The organism is Simiduia aestuariiviva (genome assembly GCF_014192475.1).
Lineage (GTDB): Bacteria > Pseudomonadota > Gammaproteobacteria > Pseudomonadales > Cellvibrionaceae > Simiduia > Simiduia aestuariiviva.
This window is the reverse complement of the sequence record NZ_JACHXZ010000001.1, coordinates 114778-130619: the sequence shown is the minus strand read 5'-3', so window position 1 is coordinate 130619 and position 15842 is coordinate 114778. Positions and strand designations below refer to the sequence as shown.

The following is a 15842-nucleotide window of genomic DNA, read 5'->3' as shown; positions in this document are numbered from 1 at the left end:
ATGTTTCCTCATTTCATTCAATAAATTGTGACGTAGATAATTTTTAGTATGGGTACTGCTTAAAAGGTTTTGGCCCAGTAACTGGCGGTGTCTAACATGCGATTGGCAAAGCCCCACTCGTTGTCGAACCAGGTCAATACTTTTAGGTGGTGGCGACCCGCCACTCGGGTTTGACCGCCGTCGACAATGCCAGAGCGGCTGTCGTGATTAAAATCCCAACTGGCCAACAGCTCGTCGGTATAGCCCAACACGCCGTTAAAATGCTGCGCCGCCACATCGCGCAAAATGGCGTTGACCGCGTGCGCGTCGGTGGCTTTTTCTACCACTAAATTTAAATCGATGGCCGATACATTCACCACCGGTACGCGCATGGCTTGCGCTTCAAACTTGCCGGCCAAATCGGGCAGCAATCGATCGATACCCAATGCTAAACCGGTTTCCACCGGAATAATCGATTGAAACGCGGAGCGGGTTTTGCGCAAGTCGGTGTGATGGTAGGCGTCGATCACCGGCTGGTCGTTCATGGCCGAGTGAATGGTGGTGAGCATGCCCGAGGCAATGCCCAGCGCCGCGTGCAAACTGTGAATCACCGGCACAATGCAATTGGTGGAACAACTGGCGTTCGACACAATGATCTGCTCGCCGTGCAATTGCTGGTGGTTAAAACCATACACGATGGTGGCGTCCACCTCGTTGGTGGCCGGGTGCGAAAACAGTAAATGCTTGGCGCCGGCATCGATGTGCAACTGCGCAGTGGCGCGATCGCTAAAGGTGCCGGTGCACTCTAACACCAAATCGATATTGAGTTCGCGCCACGGCAGCTTGTGCGGATTTTCTTCGTGCAGCAGCGCGATGTCCCAATGGGCTATGCGAATGGCCTGTTCGCTTTCCAACACCACTTGGCCACCAAAGCGGCCATGGGTGGAGTCGTAACGGGTGAGGTGCGCAATGGTGGCGCCATCGGCCAACTCGTTGATGGCCACCACTTCCAGCTCAGTGGCACGCCCGGCAAGCTGTGCTTCAAACAGCGCGCGCAGCACCGACCGGCCGATGCGGCCGTAGCCGTTAATGGCAACCCTTACCGTCACAGGCAGCTCACCGCGCGTCCGCTGCTGGCCTTAACCCAACAGTTCTTCAACGGTGCCCACCAGGTTATCGACGGTAAAGCCGAAGTGTTCCATCAACGCTGCACCGGGTGCCGATTCACCGAAAGTGGTCATGCCCACAACGCGGCCATCGAGACCCACGTATTTCCACCAGTAATCCACGTGTGCCGCTTCTACGGCAACGCGCGGCAATACCGATAGTGGTAAAACCGACTCTTTGTACATGGCATCTTGCTGGTCGAAAATATTGGTGCACGGCATAGAAACTACGCGAATCTTGTGACCGGCGGCGATCAATTTTTCTGCCGAGGCGAGTGCCAAGGACACTTCAGAACCGGTGGCGATGATGATCGCATCGGGCTCGCCGGCGCAGTCTTTCAGAATGTAACCACCGCGCGCGATGTCGGCCACTTGCGCATCGGTGCGCGCAACGGGGTCGAGGTTTTGACGGCTAAATACCAGCGCGGTTGGACCATCCTTGCGCTCGACGGCAGACTTCCACGCCACGGCAGATTCGGTGGCGTCAGCGGGGCGCCAGGTGTTCAAGTTGGGCGTCATGCGCAGGTTGGCAATTTGCTCGATGGGCTGGTGGGTGGGGCCGTCTTCACCTTGGCCGATGGAGTCGTGGGTGAATACAAAAATGCTCTGCTGTTTCATCAGCGCGGCCATACGCACGGCGTTGCGCGCGTATTCCATAAACATCAAAAAGGTGGCGCCGTAGGGCACAAAACCGCCGTGCAGGGCCACGCCGTTCATGATCGCCGCCATGCCGAATTCGCGCACGCCGTAGTAGAGGTAGTTGCCGCTGGCATCCCCTGCAGTCAGGCCTTTGCAGCCGCTCCACAGGGTTAAGTTGGAGCCAGCCAAATCGGCGGAGCCGCCGAGCAATTCTGGCAGCATGGGGCCGAAGGCGTTCAAGGTGTTTTGCGACGCTTTACGCGAGGCAATCTTGTCGCCCTTGGCTTGGGTTTCTTTAATAAAGGCGTCGGCCTTGGCGGCGAAATCGGCGGGCAGTTCGCCCTTGATCACGCGGCGCTCAAATTCGGCAGCCAAGTCTGGGTGAGCAGCTTTATAGGCGTCGAACTTGGCGTTCCAACCCTGCTCGCGCTCGGCACCTTTTGATTTGGCATCCCAACCGGCGTAGACGTCGGCGGGAATTTCGAAGGGCGCGTGCGACCAACCCAATTTCGCGCGGGTCAAGGCAATTTCGTCGTCGCCCAAGGGTGCACCGTGGCAATCTTCTTTGCCCTGCTTGTTGGGCGAGCCGAAACCGATAATGGTTTTGCAGCAAATCAGTGTGGGCTTGTCGCTTTCCGCGCGCGCCGCTTCGATGGCGGCCTTGATGGCGGCGCTATCGTGGCCGTCCACCGCGGGAATAACGTGCCAGCCGTAAGCTTCAAAGCGCTTGGGCGTGTCGTCGGTGAACCAACCTTCCACTTCGCCGTCGATGGAAATGCCGTTGTCATCGTAGAAAGCGATCAGCTTGCCCAAGCCCAAGGTGCCCGCCAGTGACGCCACCTCGTGCGAGATACCCTCCATCATGCAGCCATCGCCCAGGAAGCAGTAGGTGAAGTGATCGACGATGTCATGGCCGTCGCGGTTGAACTGCGCCGCCAAGGTTTTCTCGGCCACCGCCATGCCCACGGCGTTGGCGATGCCCTGCCCCAGCGGGCCAGTAGTGGTTTCAACGCCCGGCGCATAGCCGTACTCGGGGTGGCCCGGGGTCTTGGAGTGCAACTGGCGGAACTGCTTCAACTCTGACATGGGCAGGTCGTAACCCGACAAATGCAGCAGCGAATACATCAGCATGGAGCCGTGGCCGTTCGACAACACAAAGCGGTCGCGGTCGACCCAGCTGGGGTTGGCGGGGTTGTGACTCAGGTAATCGTTCCACAGCACCTCGGCAATATCGGCCATACCCATGGGCGCACCTGGATGTCCGGATTTGGCTTTCTGAACGGCGTCCATGCTGAGGGCACGGATGGCATTGGCGAGATCATTGCGTGAGGCCATGGAAAGGCTCCTGTGTAAGGCAAAAAACAGCGGGCGACCCACCAAAACGGCAGGGGCTTAAAAGGGGCGCTATTTTCGCGTAACGGGCGGGGGGCGTAAAGGTCAAACGGGTGTTTATTTCTTAATCACAGGCATTGGACTTAACCCAAAAATGCCTTGCAGTTCTGTTTTTATTTGTTAGATTCCGCCCGCCTCAACTATTCAGGCCCTAAATGGCAATGGACGCCGCCGTTGTTAGTAATTCGCATTTATTGCCTGCAACAAACCATAAGGACATGACATGCCGTACCAAACTATTAAAATATTTTTCATATTAATCAATATCTTAGCCATTGCCGCGTGCGGCGGTGGCGGAAGCAGCGATAACCCTCCAGCGGACGAAGTGCCCGCCGTCAGCCTTCAAGAGCAGACGATTAACTTCAGCGAAACAGGTACCATCGAGCTGCAAGTGGGAGACGTCCGTACTACTACGACCAGCGCGAAAAGTGAGGGAGCTCTCAATTTTCATAGTGCCGATACCGACATCGTCAATATTGATGCAAATGGCACCATTTCGGCGATGAGTGCCGGAGCAACGCGAATAACCATTACCGCCCCCGCAGATCAGGCCTACAAAAGTGCCAGCCTAGAGCTTGCCGTTGTGGTTTCTAAAAGGCCAGCAAACACTCGCTTTGAGGTAGATCGACTCACGCTCATGGCCGGCGTCAACCACCAAATCGCAGCCTTTACAGACAGCGATGCAGGCCTAGAATTTTCCAGTGCAAATCCTGAAATAGCGACGGTTAGCACAACCGGCTGGATTGACACAAAAGCGCAAGGACTGACCACGATCATTGCCAAGAGCAAAGAGTCCGCGCGCTTCTTAGCAGGAGAAACCACATTAGCGCTAACAGTAGGCCTTGCCCCCCAGTCATTGTCCTTGGCGCTAGGCACAAGCCCAACAGGCTTCATCGGCGAGCAACTAACCAACACTGCATCGAGCCCAGGTACGGGTAGTTTTAGCTTCACATCAAGTGATCCGACCATAGCCAGCATCGATGATTCCGGCGTATTGTCACTCTTAACGGCGGGGCAAGCTGATATCACTGTATCGCGTGCCGCTGACACGCTTTACGCCAGCGCGGAGACGAACTACCGAGTCACCGTTTTAAAACTGCCTGCGACCCTAAGCTTTGCGTACTCGGGTTCACTAACAAAACTGGTCGATGAAACCCTGGTCAACCCTGCCATTAGCAGCACCGGCTCAAGCCTCATTTCCTACAGTGTTTCAGACCCCAGCCGCGCAACGATTAGCGAGGACGGCGCAGTAACTTTACTGGAGGCTGGCACCCTAGTGATTACCGCCTACCAAGCAGCTTCAACTAATTACCAAGCCGCAGCGGCAAGCTACAGCATTGACGTGAATCGTCACCCCCAATCATTGATCTTTGAACACAGCGGCGACCAGACCCTATTGGTTGACGACCTATTCACTAACATTGCCTCTGGCGGCCCAGGCATAGGTGCCATTACCTACGAAAGCGATGACAGTGACATAGTCTATGTCGATGACGAGGGCGACATTTATGCCTTCGGTGCTGGGACCACAACCATACACGCAGCAAAAGCAGCAGACAGAAAATACGCTGCTGCAACGGCGAATTATTCCGTTACCGTTGAGCGGCACCCGCAAACAATTTCATTTGCCGATGCCACTCCATTGAAGACATTAGTCGGCCACGCCTTAACGCCCAGCCTCACTGAAGGAGACGGCACTGGTGAGATTAGCTTCAGCAGCAGTGACACTGCGGTGGCAACAGTCAACGATGATGGCGAAATTAGCGTGTTAACTAGTGGCCACGCGACGATAACCGCCACAAAAGAAGCTGATGAAAAATATGCTGCGGCCAGCGCCATAATTGATCTTCATGCAGTACCACGAAAAATCTCACTAACCGCATGGGTTGGAGCTGATAAGTCGCAGGTCGAATTTAACGAGGGCGCCACAGGCGTAGAATGGGCCGCAAGCAACACATCTGATTGCGACATGGACGATACCATCGCTTGCACCAACGGATCGAAACAAGACATTGGACACTTTCCAACGGATGAATACAGTTTTAAAGGTGCTCAAACGAGCTACTACCAATATCGGCACGGCAATTTTACAGCGAGCATGCCACTTCAAGTTGCTCGTTGGCGCGCGCGCACTGGAACCAAAGTGGCCCAACTCAACGGTTACCTTTACTTAATGGGCGGATCAGACAGCCCATACGGCAATTACATTGACGTATGGCGATCAGAAAACGGCGTCCAATTTACGCGCATAAACAAGTATAACGGATCAACAGGGAGCCGCATTGATCACAGTGTTATCGGCTTCAACAACAAACTGTGGTTACTGGGTGGGACGACAAGCGACGCTTCTATTTGGTCCAGCGCAGATGGCACTAGCTGGACCAAGGAGGTTATTAACGCGCCTTTCGACAAACGATCTAGAGCGCAAATGATTGTTAAGGATGGGCTGCTCTATCTGATCGGCGGCAACGATCCTGAGGGCAACACACTAAAAGATGTCTGGCGTTCAGCAGACGGCATTTCTTGGTCCTCCATCGCTACAGATCAAGCCTTCCCAAAAGAGGCCCATGCCGTACTCTTTAATGGCAAAATTTGGCTTGTGGGTGGCGATGGCGGCGACGGCTCGGGTCGCGTATTGAGTTCTAACGATGGCATTAGCTGGAATGTGGAAAACGCAGCACCGCCATTCAGCGCGCTCAGTGGCAAAGGTGGCGCAGCCGTCTTCGACAACAAAATTTGGCTAGTTGAAGGGGCCTCTGAGCACACTTGGTTTTCTGCGGACGGCGTTAACTGGCAGGCAGGTGCGCCCCTACCCGTTGCCAGCATCACGAACGCGGCTATTCACTCATTTAACAACCAGCTATTAATCTTTGCAGGCAGCCCGAGCAACGAGACAGCTATAAGCGAACATATCTATGCTTATCTGGGCGATAGCTGGGGGATTGTAAGCGATCGACACATAGGAAAACCGCACGAAGCAACCATTGTAGCTGGCGGCAATGCGCTATGGGTTTTAACTCAGAATGAGGATATCAACAAACGTCAAATGCTTAGCTCTGAAGATGGCAAGCAGTGGAGCGAGCTGCATGCGCCGCCAGGAACCAATCAAGGCGGCAACTTTGTATATTTCAACAACGCGCTCTGGCTAATCCAAACTGATCATGACGATGGCAAACGCAGCCACTACTACGATCAAAATGAAGGGTGGGTAAGTGTCGACCACAAGCCTGAGTTTTCAGCGCGAACCTATGCCCAAACACTTGTTCACGACAATAGAATTTGGCTAATGGGTGGCAATAACACCGGCTCAGGTGACGATCCCAACGACATTTGGACTTCGAGTGATGGGGTCACTTGGACGCTGGTTGGCAGCAATGAATTGCTAAGCCGCAACAACTACACCACTGCGTCCTTCAACGGCAAGTTATGGGTGACTGGCGGGCAGTCTTTCGATGATGGCACCCACTACTACCACAAGGATATCCACTCGAGTGTAGACGGCATAACTTGGGTTAAAGAGGCTGACAACGTACCCTATGGGCACCGCACGCACAGTGAACTGTTCGCGCAAAACGATCGGCTTTGGATAATTGGTGGCTGGTCAAATGAAGGTTTTAAACATTACCAAGATGTTTGGTCAAGTGCAGACGGCAAAACCTGGCAACGCGAGCTTTGGAGCACCAATTTAGGGCCCACACTGCTGCCCAGCATTGCCGTCTTGAATGGCACTGCCTACCTCAGCAGAGGGAACGGCTATAATGACGCCCGTCCTTATGGTTTTTGGCGCTCACTCAATGGCTATGATTGGGACCGTTTAATTTTGCAAGACGCTTATTTGAAATAGCTCACGCCAAACAGCGCCCCATAGGCCCCGCTTATCGGGGCTTTTTACAATCTCTAGTTGCTAAATTTTTAGCATAGTGCTATTTTTTTAGCACCTAATTGAAAAAGCCCTTATGCTATGACCAAAACTAAGATCAGCCGCCGCGAGCGGGAAATATTGGACGTGCTCTACCAGACCGGCGAGGCCAGCGCGCAACAGGTGCAGGAATTGATGCCAGACCCACCCAGCTATTCCTCGGTGCGGGCACTGCTGGCGCGGATGATTGAAAAGGAGTTGGTAACCCACCGACAAGAGGGCGCCAAGTATGTTTACCAACCGGCGCAGGCCCGTGAACAGGCGCAGCACTCGGCGCTTTCGCGCATGTTAAAAACGTTTTTTGACGGCTCCATCGCCAAGGCCGCCAACGCCCTGTTGGGTGAAAAGGGCGAACAACTGTCTGATGCCGAGCTGGATGCCCTCGAAGAGGCCATTGCCAAAGCCCGCGCTAAAAAACGCGCCAACTGATTGCGCCGGAGCTGCCCATGCTGACCATTAACGTGTTGCTGGCACTGATTGTAAAACCGCTACTGTTGATTGCATTGGCGTGGCTGCTTATTCGGCAAGAGCAACATCGTTCGGCCAGCCACCAACATTTGCTGACCACCGCTTTGCTGTGGGGTCTGCCGTTAGTTTTAGTCATCAGCACCGCGCTTCCCAGCATTCATTTCAACAGCGTATGGCTCGCGTACAGCGCTGACATCTGGCAGCTATCAGGATGGCAACTGCTGCAACAGCCGGAGGCAACAGCGCTGCTCAGCATTTACCTGTTCGGCTTGCTATTTCTGCTGTTTTATCAAGCACTGGGGCTGTACTTGTTAGTGCACGTCAGCCGCCGTGGGCACATCTGTGAACTGCCACAGATCCCGCGCTTGGTGCGTTTGACCGGTATGAAGCAAATGCCCCGCATTAAAATATGTGCAGAAATTAACGGGCCACAAACGTGGGGCTGGCACAACGCTGAAATTTTGGTGCCACAAACATTCTTGCAGCAACCCGAAGCGACCCAAACCTTGGCGCTTTTACACGAGCTGGGCCACATTCAACGACGCGATTGGTTGGTGCGCCAATTGACGCGCGTCGTATGTGCGAGCTTTTGGTTTCTGCCACCGGTGTGGTGGTTAGCAAAGCAACAACTGGAGCAAGCCGAGCGCGCCACCGACGACTGGGTATTGGCTCATCAAGGCCGCCCTGCCGACTATGCCGACCTGTTAGTACAGAGCGCCAAAGCCTTAAAAACACACGACCTGCCCACCCAAGCACTGGATGGCTCTCCCTTATTTCAGCGAGTTTGCCTGCTGCTAAACGGCAATTTGGATCGGCAACCGCGCGAGCCTCAGTCGGCACTGCAAGCGCTGTTGTTAGTGGGCCTGACAGCCGGCTTTTTAGGGGTTATCCAATTGCAGCCCCAATGGCTCGACGCCACGGCACGCCCAGCGAGCACCTTGACGTTATTACCCAAAGAAATGGCGCAGCCAGCAACGCAAACAGACACAACACCACATGAAATTTCGCGCGCAAGCTACACCGACGTGACAGTGCAACCCACTATGCAACGCCACATCGAATCGATACAGGTTATCGCTCACCAAAGCACACTGCCACCCGCTGGCGTGACGCCAGACATTCGCATTGGCCAGCCCAACATTCAATCTGTCATGGCGCTGCAACTGGTTACGCCCGACTATCCAAAACGGGCTCTGGCGCGCGGCATCGAGGGCACTGTCAAACTGGAATTTTCCATCGATCCCAACGGCATCGCGCACGACATCAAAACCGTCGGGCACGCCAACCCGCTGCTGGCGCAAGCTGCCATCAGCGCACTCTCACAATCGCGCTTTGCGCGACCCACGCTCAACCAACAGCCGTTTACATTGACCGGCGTCACCGAAGAATATCGCTTCCGCATTCGCACTAAACCACCGGACACCTGATCACTGTCCATCGCTCGCTGACGCAACCGCGTCGCTCACTGTAAAACCAACTGCAAGGAGGGTGTCTATGAACACCACAGCATTCGCTCGCCCTGAATTTCGCATCGCCAGTGCTCTGCCAACGGCAGCACTGACCACCATAACCCTGCTCTACGGCATGCATGTATTGATTGACCGCGACTATGTAGAGCCCGACGCAGAACCCGAACTGCGGGTAATCGACGTGGTGATGAAGGAGCCTGATCCAATTGTTGATCAATACGAACAGCCTAAAAAAATCACTGAACCCGAACAAATGCCAGAGCCACTACCGGTAGACCCCGATTGGGTGAAAGGCGATCCAACGGATATCAATGTCGCTTTCACAAAACCTACTCCCACAAAAACACTGCCCAACATCACCGTGGGAGACGGCAATTTAGTGAAGCAGGTCATGATCGCCCCCATCTACCCGCGGCGCGCATTGGAGCGGGGCATTGAAGGGTTTGTTGACGTGGCTTACGACGTTACCGCCTACGGCAGCACCACCAATCTGCAGATCCTGCACGCGGAGCCCGCGGGTGTCTTTGATCGTGCGGCACTGGCAGCGGTGGCCAAATGGAAGTTTCGCCCGCAGATTATCGACGACGAACCTGTTGCAACGCCCAACCTGCGCGAGCGGGTGCGGTTTTCTATCGAAAGAAATTAAACGAATCACGTGAGCAACAAGGACCGTTGCTCAAAGAAATGAATTTTCAAAAAACTCACACAAGCTATTCAGGACATTTCTATGAATAAATTTATTTTTCTACTTACAACTTTGCTCTACCTACCTACAACCTTTGCCAGCGGCCTACCCGCCTTTCCTTTTGTTAGCGTCGTTGGCGTTAGCGAGCAAGACGTCGCGCCCGACATCGCCACCCTACACATTCATTTGGAGGCCTTCGATCAACATTCAGACGTGGCGTTGCAGCAGGTCAACAGCGCCAGCCAAAAAGTCATAGACGCAATGGGCAGACATAACATAGCCCTCAAAAACTTAGCCGCCAGCGATATTCACAAAGCTGCTCACCGCGAGCGCTCCGATCGCTACGTGGATCTAAAAATCCTGGGCTACGAAGTGAGTCGACGCATGACCCTTACGCTTGAAAATCTCGACAATTATTCAGCACTCATGGCATCACTTGCGGCACTCGACAACGTCACCGACTTGCGCACCCAATTTGATGTTTCCAGTAGGGCAGAGATAGAGGCAACGTTGATTAAACAGGCAAGCATAGACGCGCGCCGTCAGGCCGATCAATTAGCGTCTGGGCTGTCTACCCAAGTCAAATCCGTGTACGCCATTTCACAAAAAAATGACTTTGGCGATCTGGTAGCGAACTTCAGCGCCTCACCATCGATGATGTACGACTTACAGTCGCCCAACAGAGCAAGCTCTACCGCAATGTTTGCACCAAAATCCATTGCGGTAACGCAGGTGGTCAATGTCGTTTTCAAGCTCAAATAGATCCTGCGATAAGACTGCGGGCATTCTTCCGCCAGCAGCCTTATCGCGCTATTAACGAGCGCGCACCAAGCACACCTACTCCACTCGACGCCGCGCAACGCCACGCTGGCTAGCCGCCTCACTGCGGTCGACCGCGCCACTGGCGGCCGCCCCACTTATCGCAGCGCCCAAGGCACCGCCCATCAGCACGTTAAAATTGAGCCCGCTGTAATCGGTGCTCACGGTTATTTTGGTGGGCAGGCCCAGGGTGGGATAGGCGCCGCACACTTCGCCGGCATCGCACAAGATGGCGTCGTTATCGGAGTCGGTGCCGGCCAGCAGGTAGTATTCGCCGGCGGGCACACCGGTGAACTCAAAGGGGTATTCGCCGTTATTGTCGGGATCTAGATGCCGCTGGCTGACGAATTCGAAATCGCTGTCTAGCAACAAAATCCACTGGTGACCGGCGCCTTCTTGCGCCACGTTGTCGCCCTGATAGAGGCTGGCACGCACCGATAATTTGGCACCGGAATCTGCGGTAAACGTGACGGTCGCTTGATAGGGGCCGTCGGCTAGCCCGCCGCGATCGGCGGTAAAGGTGTATTCACCGAGGCCATCGGCATCCACGGCGGTCGCAGTCGCGGTAAGCCAGCTGGCACTGGACTCCACAGTGACCACGCGAATGGCGCCGTCGCCCTCGCGCTGCACATCCACAGTGGCACTATTGGTGTCACTGCCAAAATCCACTTCACGGGGCGTCGCCACCAAGCTTGCCGGCACCGTGCCGCCCGCCAGCGTCGTGGCGTATTGCACCGCCTTGCGGGCATTGATGCGCCCGTGGCCATAGCGATTGTCGCGCCCGCTGGCACCCAAGTCATCGACGATTCCGCCGCTGCTGAGCGCCGTGTCAAACTGCGCCGGCGTGAGCGCGGGGTAGATAGACGCCATCAGCGCCGCGACGCCCGCCACATGGGGCGCGGCCATGGAAGTGCCCTGATAGTAGGCATAACCGCTGCGGCGCTGACTGCCCGCCTGATCCACCAGGGTACTCAAAATACCGTTCACCGCGCCCGATTGCTGGGCGCCGCCGGGGGCCGCCACGTCGACAAAGGCACCGGTGTTGGAGTAGGGCGCAATAGCGTCGAAGCGATCGGTGGCCGACACCGACACCACGCCATTGTAGGACGCTGGGTAGCCAGGGTCTGTGTTGCCTTCATTGCCCGCCGCCGCAATCAAAATGACGCCGGCCTCGCGCGCCTGCTGGTATTCGATCTCCTCAAACGCGGAGTAACAAAATTGGCAGCCCAAACTCAGGTTGATCACGTTCGCGCGCTGGCTCGGTGTGGTGCCTGAATCATTGCTGAGGCCCGCGGCGTAGCGCACGGCTTGCAGGATGTCATAGGAGCTACCGCCCTCTTTGCCCAGTGCCCGCAGGGGCATCACCTTGGCACCAAAGGCCACGCCGGCAACGCCCTTGCCGTTGTTGGTGGCCGCCGCCACCGTGCCGGCTACGTGCGTGCCATGCCAGGAGCTGCTGCCCGCAATGCCACCGTCGCCCGGGTCATCGGGGTTGTTGTCAATGCCGTTGCCATCGAGGGCATTGGCCGGATCGCTGATGAAGTCGTAACCGCTCACCAGCTGCCCCGCCAAATCTTCATGGGCGAGATAGACGCCGGTATCCACCACCGCCACGATGGCACCGGTGCCGGTGGCCACATCCCAGGCTTGCGGCAGCTCGATAATGGGATAGTGCCACTGCTGTAGGTACATGGGGTCTGTGGGCGTTAGCAGGGGCTGCATTTGGTAGTTCAGCCCCACGGATTTTACCCGCGGGTCGCGCGCCATGGCCTTGGCTTTCATAAAGGTTTGATAGCGTGCGCGCATGAGCGCTACTTGGCCTGCCGTGCGCGGTATGTGATCACTCACTACAATGGACGCCAAGCGCGTATCCAGGTCATCAACTGCCAAGCTCGCGGCATCGAAATGGTTCAGCAGGGGCCGCCCAGGCGCCGGGTTCAGCACCCGCATACCCATGCCCTGCGCGCGCAGCGCTAATCCTTGACGCCCTAAAATGACACTGTCTTCATACTCCACAATCAACTCGCCAGGGCGCGCCGGCGACTGGGCCCGCATGCCGCTGGCGCGCGCACTGCTGCCACTGTTTTTGACGATGAGACTGAGCTGGTAGTTGGACTGGCCCGCATAGGCCACCACTTCAATGCGGTAGCGCCCATCAATCAGGGGCGACACCACTTCGGTATCCGATTCACCGATGGAAAAGTCCATCTGTATGCCATTCATGTCGTACAGGTACAAATCCAGATCGACGTCGGTATCTGCCCAGTCGCCGATTTCCAACACCACTTCCTGGCCCTGCGTCAGCACCGCTTCATAGAAATCCGACCCATCGGCACGGCTCGCGAAGCGATCGCCATCGGCGCTGTTGTTGGTGGGATCTTTCGCGACAAAACCGCTTACATTGACCGGGCTACTGATCAGCTGAGCCTGCCCTTGGGCGTTGTTGGCAACCTCTTCACTAAAGGGGTCATTGGTGTCTGAATCCACTGCGGTTTGCGCCACGGCGGTCACCGTGCCACTGACGCTAAAACCGGGCACCACCGTAAACGCCTGACTCAGACTCGCCGTTTGGCCACTGTTGTCGGTGACGGTGAGGGTTACGGTGTAATCACCGGCCGCCGTATAGGTATGGCTTGTGAGCCGACCACTGCCGGCGCTGCCATCGCCGAAATTCCATTGATAGGCGGTGACGCTGCCGTCGCTGTCGGTCGAATCACTGGCATCAAAGTTCACCAGCGCCGGCGTGCCCAAGGTGTCTGCACTGATGTTAAAGCTGGCCACGGGCGCGATGCCCACCGGCGTAGCGCCACCGCCACCGCCGCCTCCACCACAGGCCACGAGCAGCGCAACGCACAGCCAACAACCGGCATGCCACCAGCCACCGCGCACCTTGCTCGCCCAACCACCGACCTCTAAACGGCTAGCCCACATACCCATTCCTCAATGTAAATTTTTGTACCCAATATCTGTTTTTACGGATCCAAAGCTAAACCCGACCATTGTTTCACAGCGCCCTAGATGAAACGTTAACGGCCTCGACACTTCTCCGCCACTCAAATCTATATCAAAATATTTTGATATAGCCGAGCATCGCTGCTAGACTTGCGCCCATGAATCAAGCTCCCGCCCAGCCCGCGGCTCACGTCGCCGACCTCCAGCAACTCAGCAGCCTGCTTAAAGCGGCCGCCGACCCGCTGCGCCTCGAGATATTGCGCCTGCTCGCCCAAGACTCATTTGGCGTCTTGGAATTGGCGGGACTGCTGGATATGCCGCAGTCGGGCATGAGTCACCACTTAAAAGTGCTCACCAAGGGCGATTGGCTCACTACTCGGCGCGAAGGCAACTCCATCTACTACCGGCGCAAACCGCTATTGCCGGGCCAGCCACTCACCGATGCCAAGGCCGCACTACTAACAACGTTAGACCAGCAACCCCTGTCCGCCGAGCGCAGTGCGCGATTGACCGCCCTCTATGCAGTGCGCGCCAAAACCTCCCAACAGTTTTTTGCGGAAAACGCCGACAAATTTCAGGCCCAACAAGACCTTATTGCCAGCTTTCCCGTATACGGTGAGAGCGTGCGTGAAACCTTGGCGGCCATCGACTGGCCCGCCGATGCCACCGCGCTGGAAGTGGGCCCCGGCGCGGGCGAACTGCTTCCGTGGCTGGATGCGCACTTCGCCTCGGTCACCGCGCTCGACAATGCACCAGAAATGCTAGCCCAAGCGCGCGCTAACAATACCGGGCTGCACAATGTCCGCTTTTTACTCGGCGACACCCGCACTGCCATTGACCATCAACTGCGCGCTGATTGCGTGGTGATCAACATGGTGCTGCACCACACCCCAAGTCCTGCGGAAGTCATTCAGGATTTGGCCGAGCTGCTTAAACCCGGCGGCTCGCTGGTTATCACCGATTTGTGCCGCCATGAGCAATCGTGGGCCCAGGCCACCTGCGGCGATTTATGGCAGGGCTTTGAGCCCGAGGATTTCAGCCACTGGGCCAAACGGGCCGGCCTGCAGGAAGGGCAAAGCAGCTACGTGGCGCTGCGCAACGGCTTTCAAATACAAATTCGCCAGTTCCAACTGGCGCACTAACATTACGCATACCGCAAACGGAGACACACCATGTCTGAGTACGCAATTTTTACCTCTGAGTCTGTCTCAGAAGGCCATCCCGATAAAATGGCCGATCAAATTTCCGATGCCATCCTCGATGCCATCCTCACCGACGATGCCGACTCCCGCGTTGCCGTCGAAACACTGGTGAAAACCGGCATGGTGGTTGTGGCCGGCGAAGTGCGCACCAGCACCTATGTGGATCTGGAAGACTTGATTCGTGAAGTGGTGTTAGACATCGGTTACAACTCCAGCAATGTGGGATTCGATGGTGCGTCCTGCGCAGTATTAAACGCCATTGGCAAACAATCCGTGGACATCGCCGTCGGTGTCGATGAAGCCGACGACAAAGATTTGGGCGCTGGCGACCAAGGCTTGATGTTTGGCTACGCGTCAAATGAAACCGACGTGCTAATGCCCGCGCCAATTTATTACGCACACCGTTTAGTTGAGCGCCAGGCCAAACTGCGCAAAAACGGCACCCTGGATTGGTTGCGTCCCGATGCCAAAAGCCAAGTGACGCTGCGCTACGAAAACGGCAAGCCCGTTGCCGTCGATGCGGTCGTGCTTTCAACGCAGCACGCACCCAACATCAAGCAGGCCGATATTCGCGAAGCGGTGTTAGATGAAATTATCAAGCCGGTACTGCCCGCCGAATGGTTGCACAAGGACACGCTTTTTCACATCAACCCCACGGGTCAGTTCATCATCGGCGGCCCCGTCGGCGACTGTGGATTAACGGGTCGCAAAATTATAGTCGACACTTACGGCGGCATGGCCCGTCATGGCGGCGGCGCCTTCTCTGGTAAAGATCCTTCAAAAGTGGATCGCTCCGCCGCTTATGCCGGGCGCTACGTGGCCAAAAACATTGTTGCGGCGGGCCTCGCCGAACGCTGTGAAATTCAAGTGTCTTACGCCATCGGTGTTGCAGAGCCCACATCCATTGCCGTGAACACCTTTGGCACCGGCAAGCTCAGCGATAGCGCAATCATCGATTTAGTGCGCGAACATTTCGACCTCCGCCCACAGGGTCTAATCACTATGCTAGACCTGAAGCGACCCATCTATCGCCAAACCGCGGCGTACGGCCATTTTGGACGCGAGCTAGATGACTTTACCTGGGAGCGCACCGACAAGGCTGCCGAACTCGCCAAAGCACTGTAATTAATTTTCGCGCAGCCACAAGCTGTC

General features: G+C 56.1%; 10 protein-coding genes. 7 read left to right on the top strand and 3 right to left on the bottom strand.

Going from position 1 to position 15842, the window contains the following annotated elements; translation table 11 throughout:
- Nucleotides 1-59 precede the first annotated feature (59 nt).
- A complete protein-coding gene (locus FHS30_RS00570) occupies nucleotides 60-1088 on the bottom strand; it encodes a glyceraldehyde 3-phosphate dehydrogenase NAD-binding domain-containing protein (RefSeq protein WP_183907286.1) in 1029 nt (342 codons plus the stop codon).
- 30 nt (nucleotides 1089-1118) lie between these two features.
- The gene (gene tkt / locus FHS30_RS00565; RefSeq protein ID WP_183907285.1) at nucleotides 1119-3119 is read right to left on the bottom strand and encodes a transketolase; all 2001 of its coding nucleotides are present in this window, start codon (nucleotides 3117-3119) and stop codon (nucleotides 1119-1121) included.
- 280 nt (nucleotides 3120-3399) lie between these two features.
- Between tkt and FHS30_RS00560 the strand changes: the two genes are divergently transcribed.
- The 5 genes from FHS30_RS00560 (at nucleotide 3400) to FHS30_RS00540 (ending at nucleotide 10479) form a co-directional block, all read left to right on the top strand.
- Entirely contained in the window at nucleotides 3400-7020 is a 3621-nt protein-coding gene (locus FHS30_RS00560) for an Ig-like domain-containing protein (protein WP_183907284.1), read from the top strand.
- Between the two features lie 117 nt (nucleotides 7021-7137).
- Nucleotides 7138-7524 carry a BlaI/MecI/CopY family transcriptional regulator gene (locus FHS30_RS00555; RefSeq protein ID WP_183907283.1) on the top strand — a complete coding sequence of 129 codons (387 nt, stop codon included), beginning with the start codon at nucleotides 7138-7140 and terminating at the stop codon, nucleotides 7522-7524.
- Nucleotides 7525-7541: 17 nt separating this feature from the next.
- Nucleotides 7542-8990 carry a M56 family metallopeptidase gene (locus tag FHS30_RS00550; RefSeq protein WP_183907282.1) on the top strand — a complete coding sequence of 483 codons (1449 nt, stop codon included), beginning with the start codon at nucleotides 7542-7544 and terminating at the stop codon, nucleotides 8988-8990.
- A 67-nt stretch (nucleotides 8991-9057) separates the two neighbouring features.
- Complete coding sequence (locus FHS30_RS00545) at nucleotides 9058-9678, top strand: energy transducer TonB (protein WP_183907281.1); 621 nt, start codon at nucleotides 9058-9060, stop codon at nucleotides 9676-9678.
- Nucleotides 9679-9759: 81 nt separating this feature from the next.
- Nucleotides 9760-10479 carry an SIMPL domain-containing protein gene (locus FHS30_RS00540; protein ID WP_183907280.1) on the top strand — a complete coding sequence of 240 codons (720 nt, stop codon included), beginning with the start codon at nucleotides 9760-9762 and terminating at the stop codon, nucleotides 10477-10479.
- Nucleotides 10480-10554: 75 nt separating this feature from the next.
- Here the strand turns inward: FHS30_RS00540 and FHS30_RS00535 are convergent, their stop codons facing one another.
- Entirely contained in the window at nucleotides 10555-13467 is a 2913-nt protein-coding gene (locus tag FHS30_RS00535; RefSeq protein ID WP_183907279.1) for a S8 family serine peptidase, read from the bottom strand.
- Nucleotides 13468-13646: 179 nt separating this feature from the next.
- On the opposite strand from FHS30_RS00535, the gene FHS30_RS00530 reads away from it, so the two are divergent.
- Both FHS30_RS00530 and metK read left to right on the top strand, forming a co-directional pair.
- Nucleotides 13647-14630, top strand: a complete 984-nt coding sequence (locus FHS30_RS00530; RefSeq protein ID WP_183907278.1) for an ArsR/SmtB family transcription factor — start codon at nucleotides 13647-13649, stop codon at nucleotides 14628-14630.
- Nucleotides 14631-14660: 30 nt separating this feature from the next.
- A complete protein-coding gene (metK, locus tag FHS30_RS00525; RefSeq protein WP_183907277.1) occupies nucleotides 14661-15815 on the top strand; it encodes a methionine adenosyltransferase in 1155 nt (384 codons plus the stop codon).
- Nucleotides 15816-15842: the final 27 nt, after the last annotated feature.

Bases quoted from the DNA above. Each gene is read 5' to 3' on its own strand.
- tkt (WP_183907285.1), bottom strand. From the start codon at position 3,119: ATGGCCTCACGCAATGATCTCGCCAATGCCATCCGTGCCCTCAGCATG.
- FHS30_RS00560 (WP_183907284.1), top strand. From the start codon at position 3,400: ATGCCGTACCAAACTATTAAAATATTTTTCATATTAATCAATATCTTA.
- FHS30_RS00555 (WP_183907283.1), top strand. From the start codon at position 7,138: ATGACCAAAACTAAGATCAGCCGCCGCGAGCGGGAAATATTGGACGTG.
- FHS30_RS00550 (WP_183907282.1), top strand. From the start codon at position 7,542: ATGCTGACCATTAACGTGTTGCTGGCACTGATTGTAAAACCGCTACTG.
- FHS30_RS00545 (WP_183907281.1), top strand. From the start codon at position 9,058: ATGAACACCACAGCATTCGCTCGCCCTGAATTTCGCATCGCCAGTGCT.
- FHS30_RS00540 (WP_183907280.1), top strand. From the start codon at position 9,760: ATGAATAAATTTATTTTTCTACTTACAACTTTGCTCTACCTACCTACA.
- FHS30_RS00535 (WP_183907279.1), bottom strand. From the start codon at position 13,467: ATGTGGGCTAGCCGTTTAGAGGTCGGTGGTTGGGCGAGCAAGGTGCGC.
- FHS30_RS00530 (WP_183907278.1), top strand. From the start codon at position 13,647: ATGAATCAAGCTCCCGCCCAGCCCGCGGCTCACGTCGCCGACCTCCAG.
- metK (WP_183907277.1), top strand. From the start codon at position 14,661: ATGTCTGAGTACGCAATTTTTACCTCTGAGTCTGTCTCAGAAGGCCAT.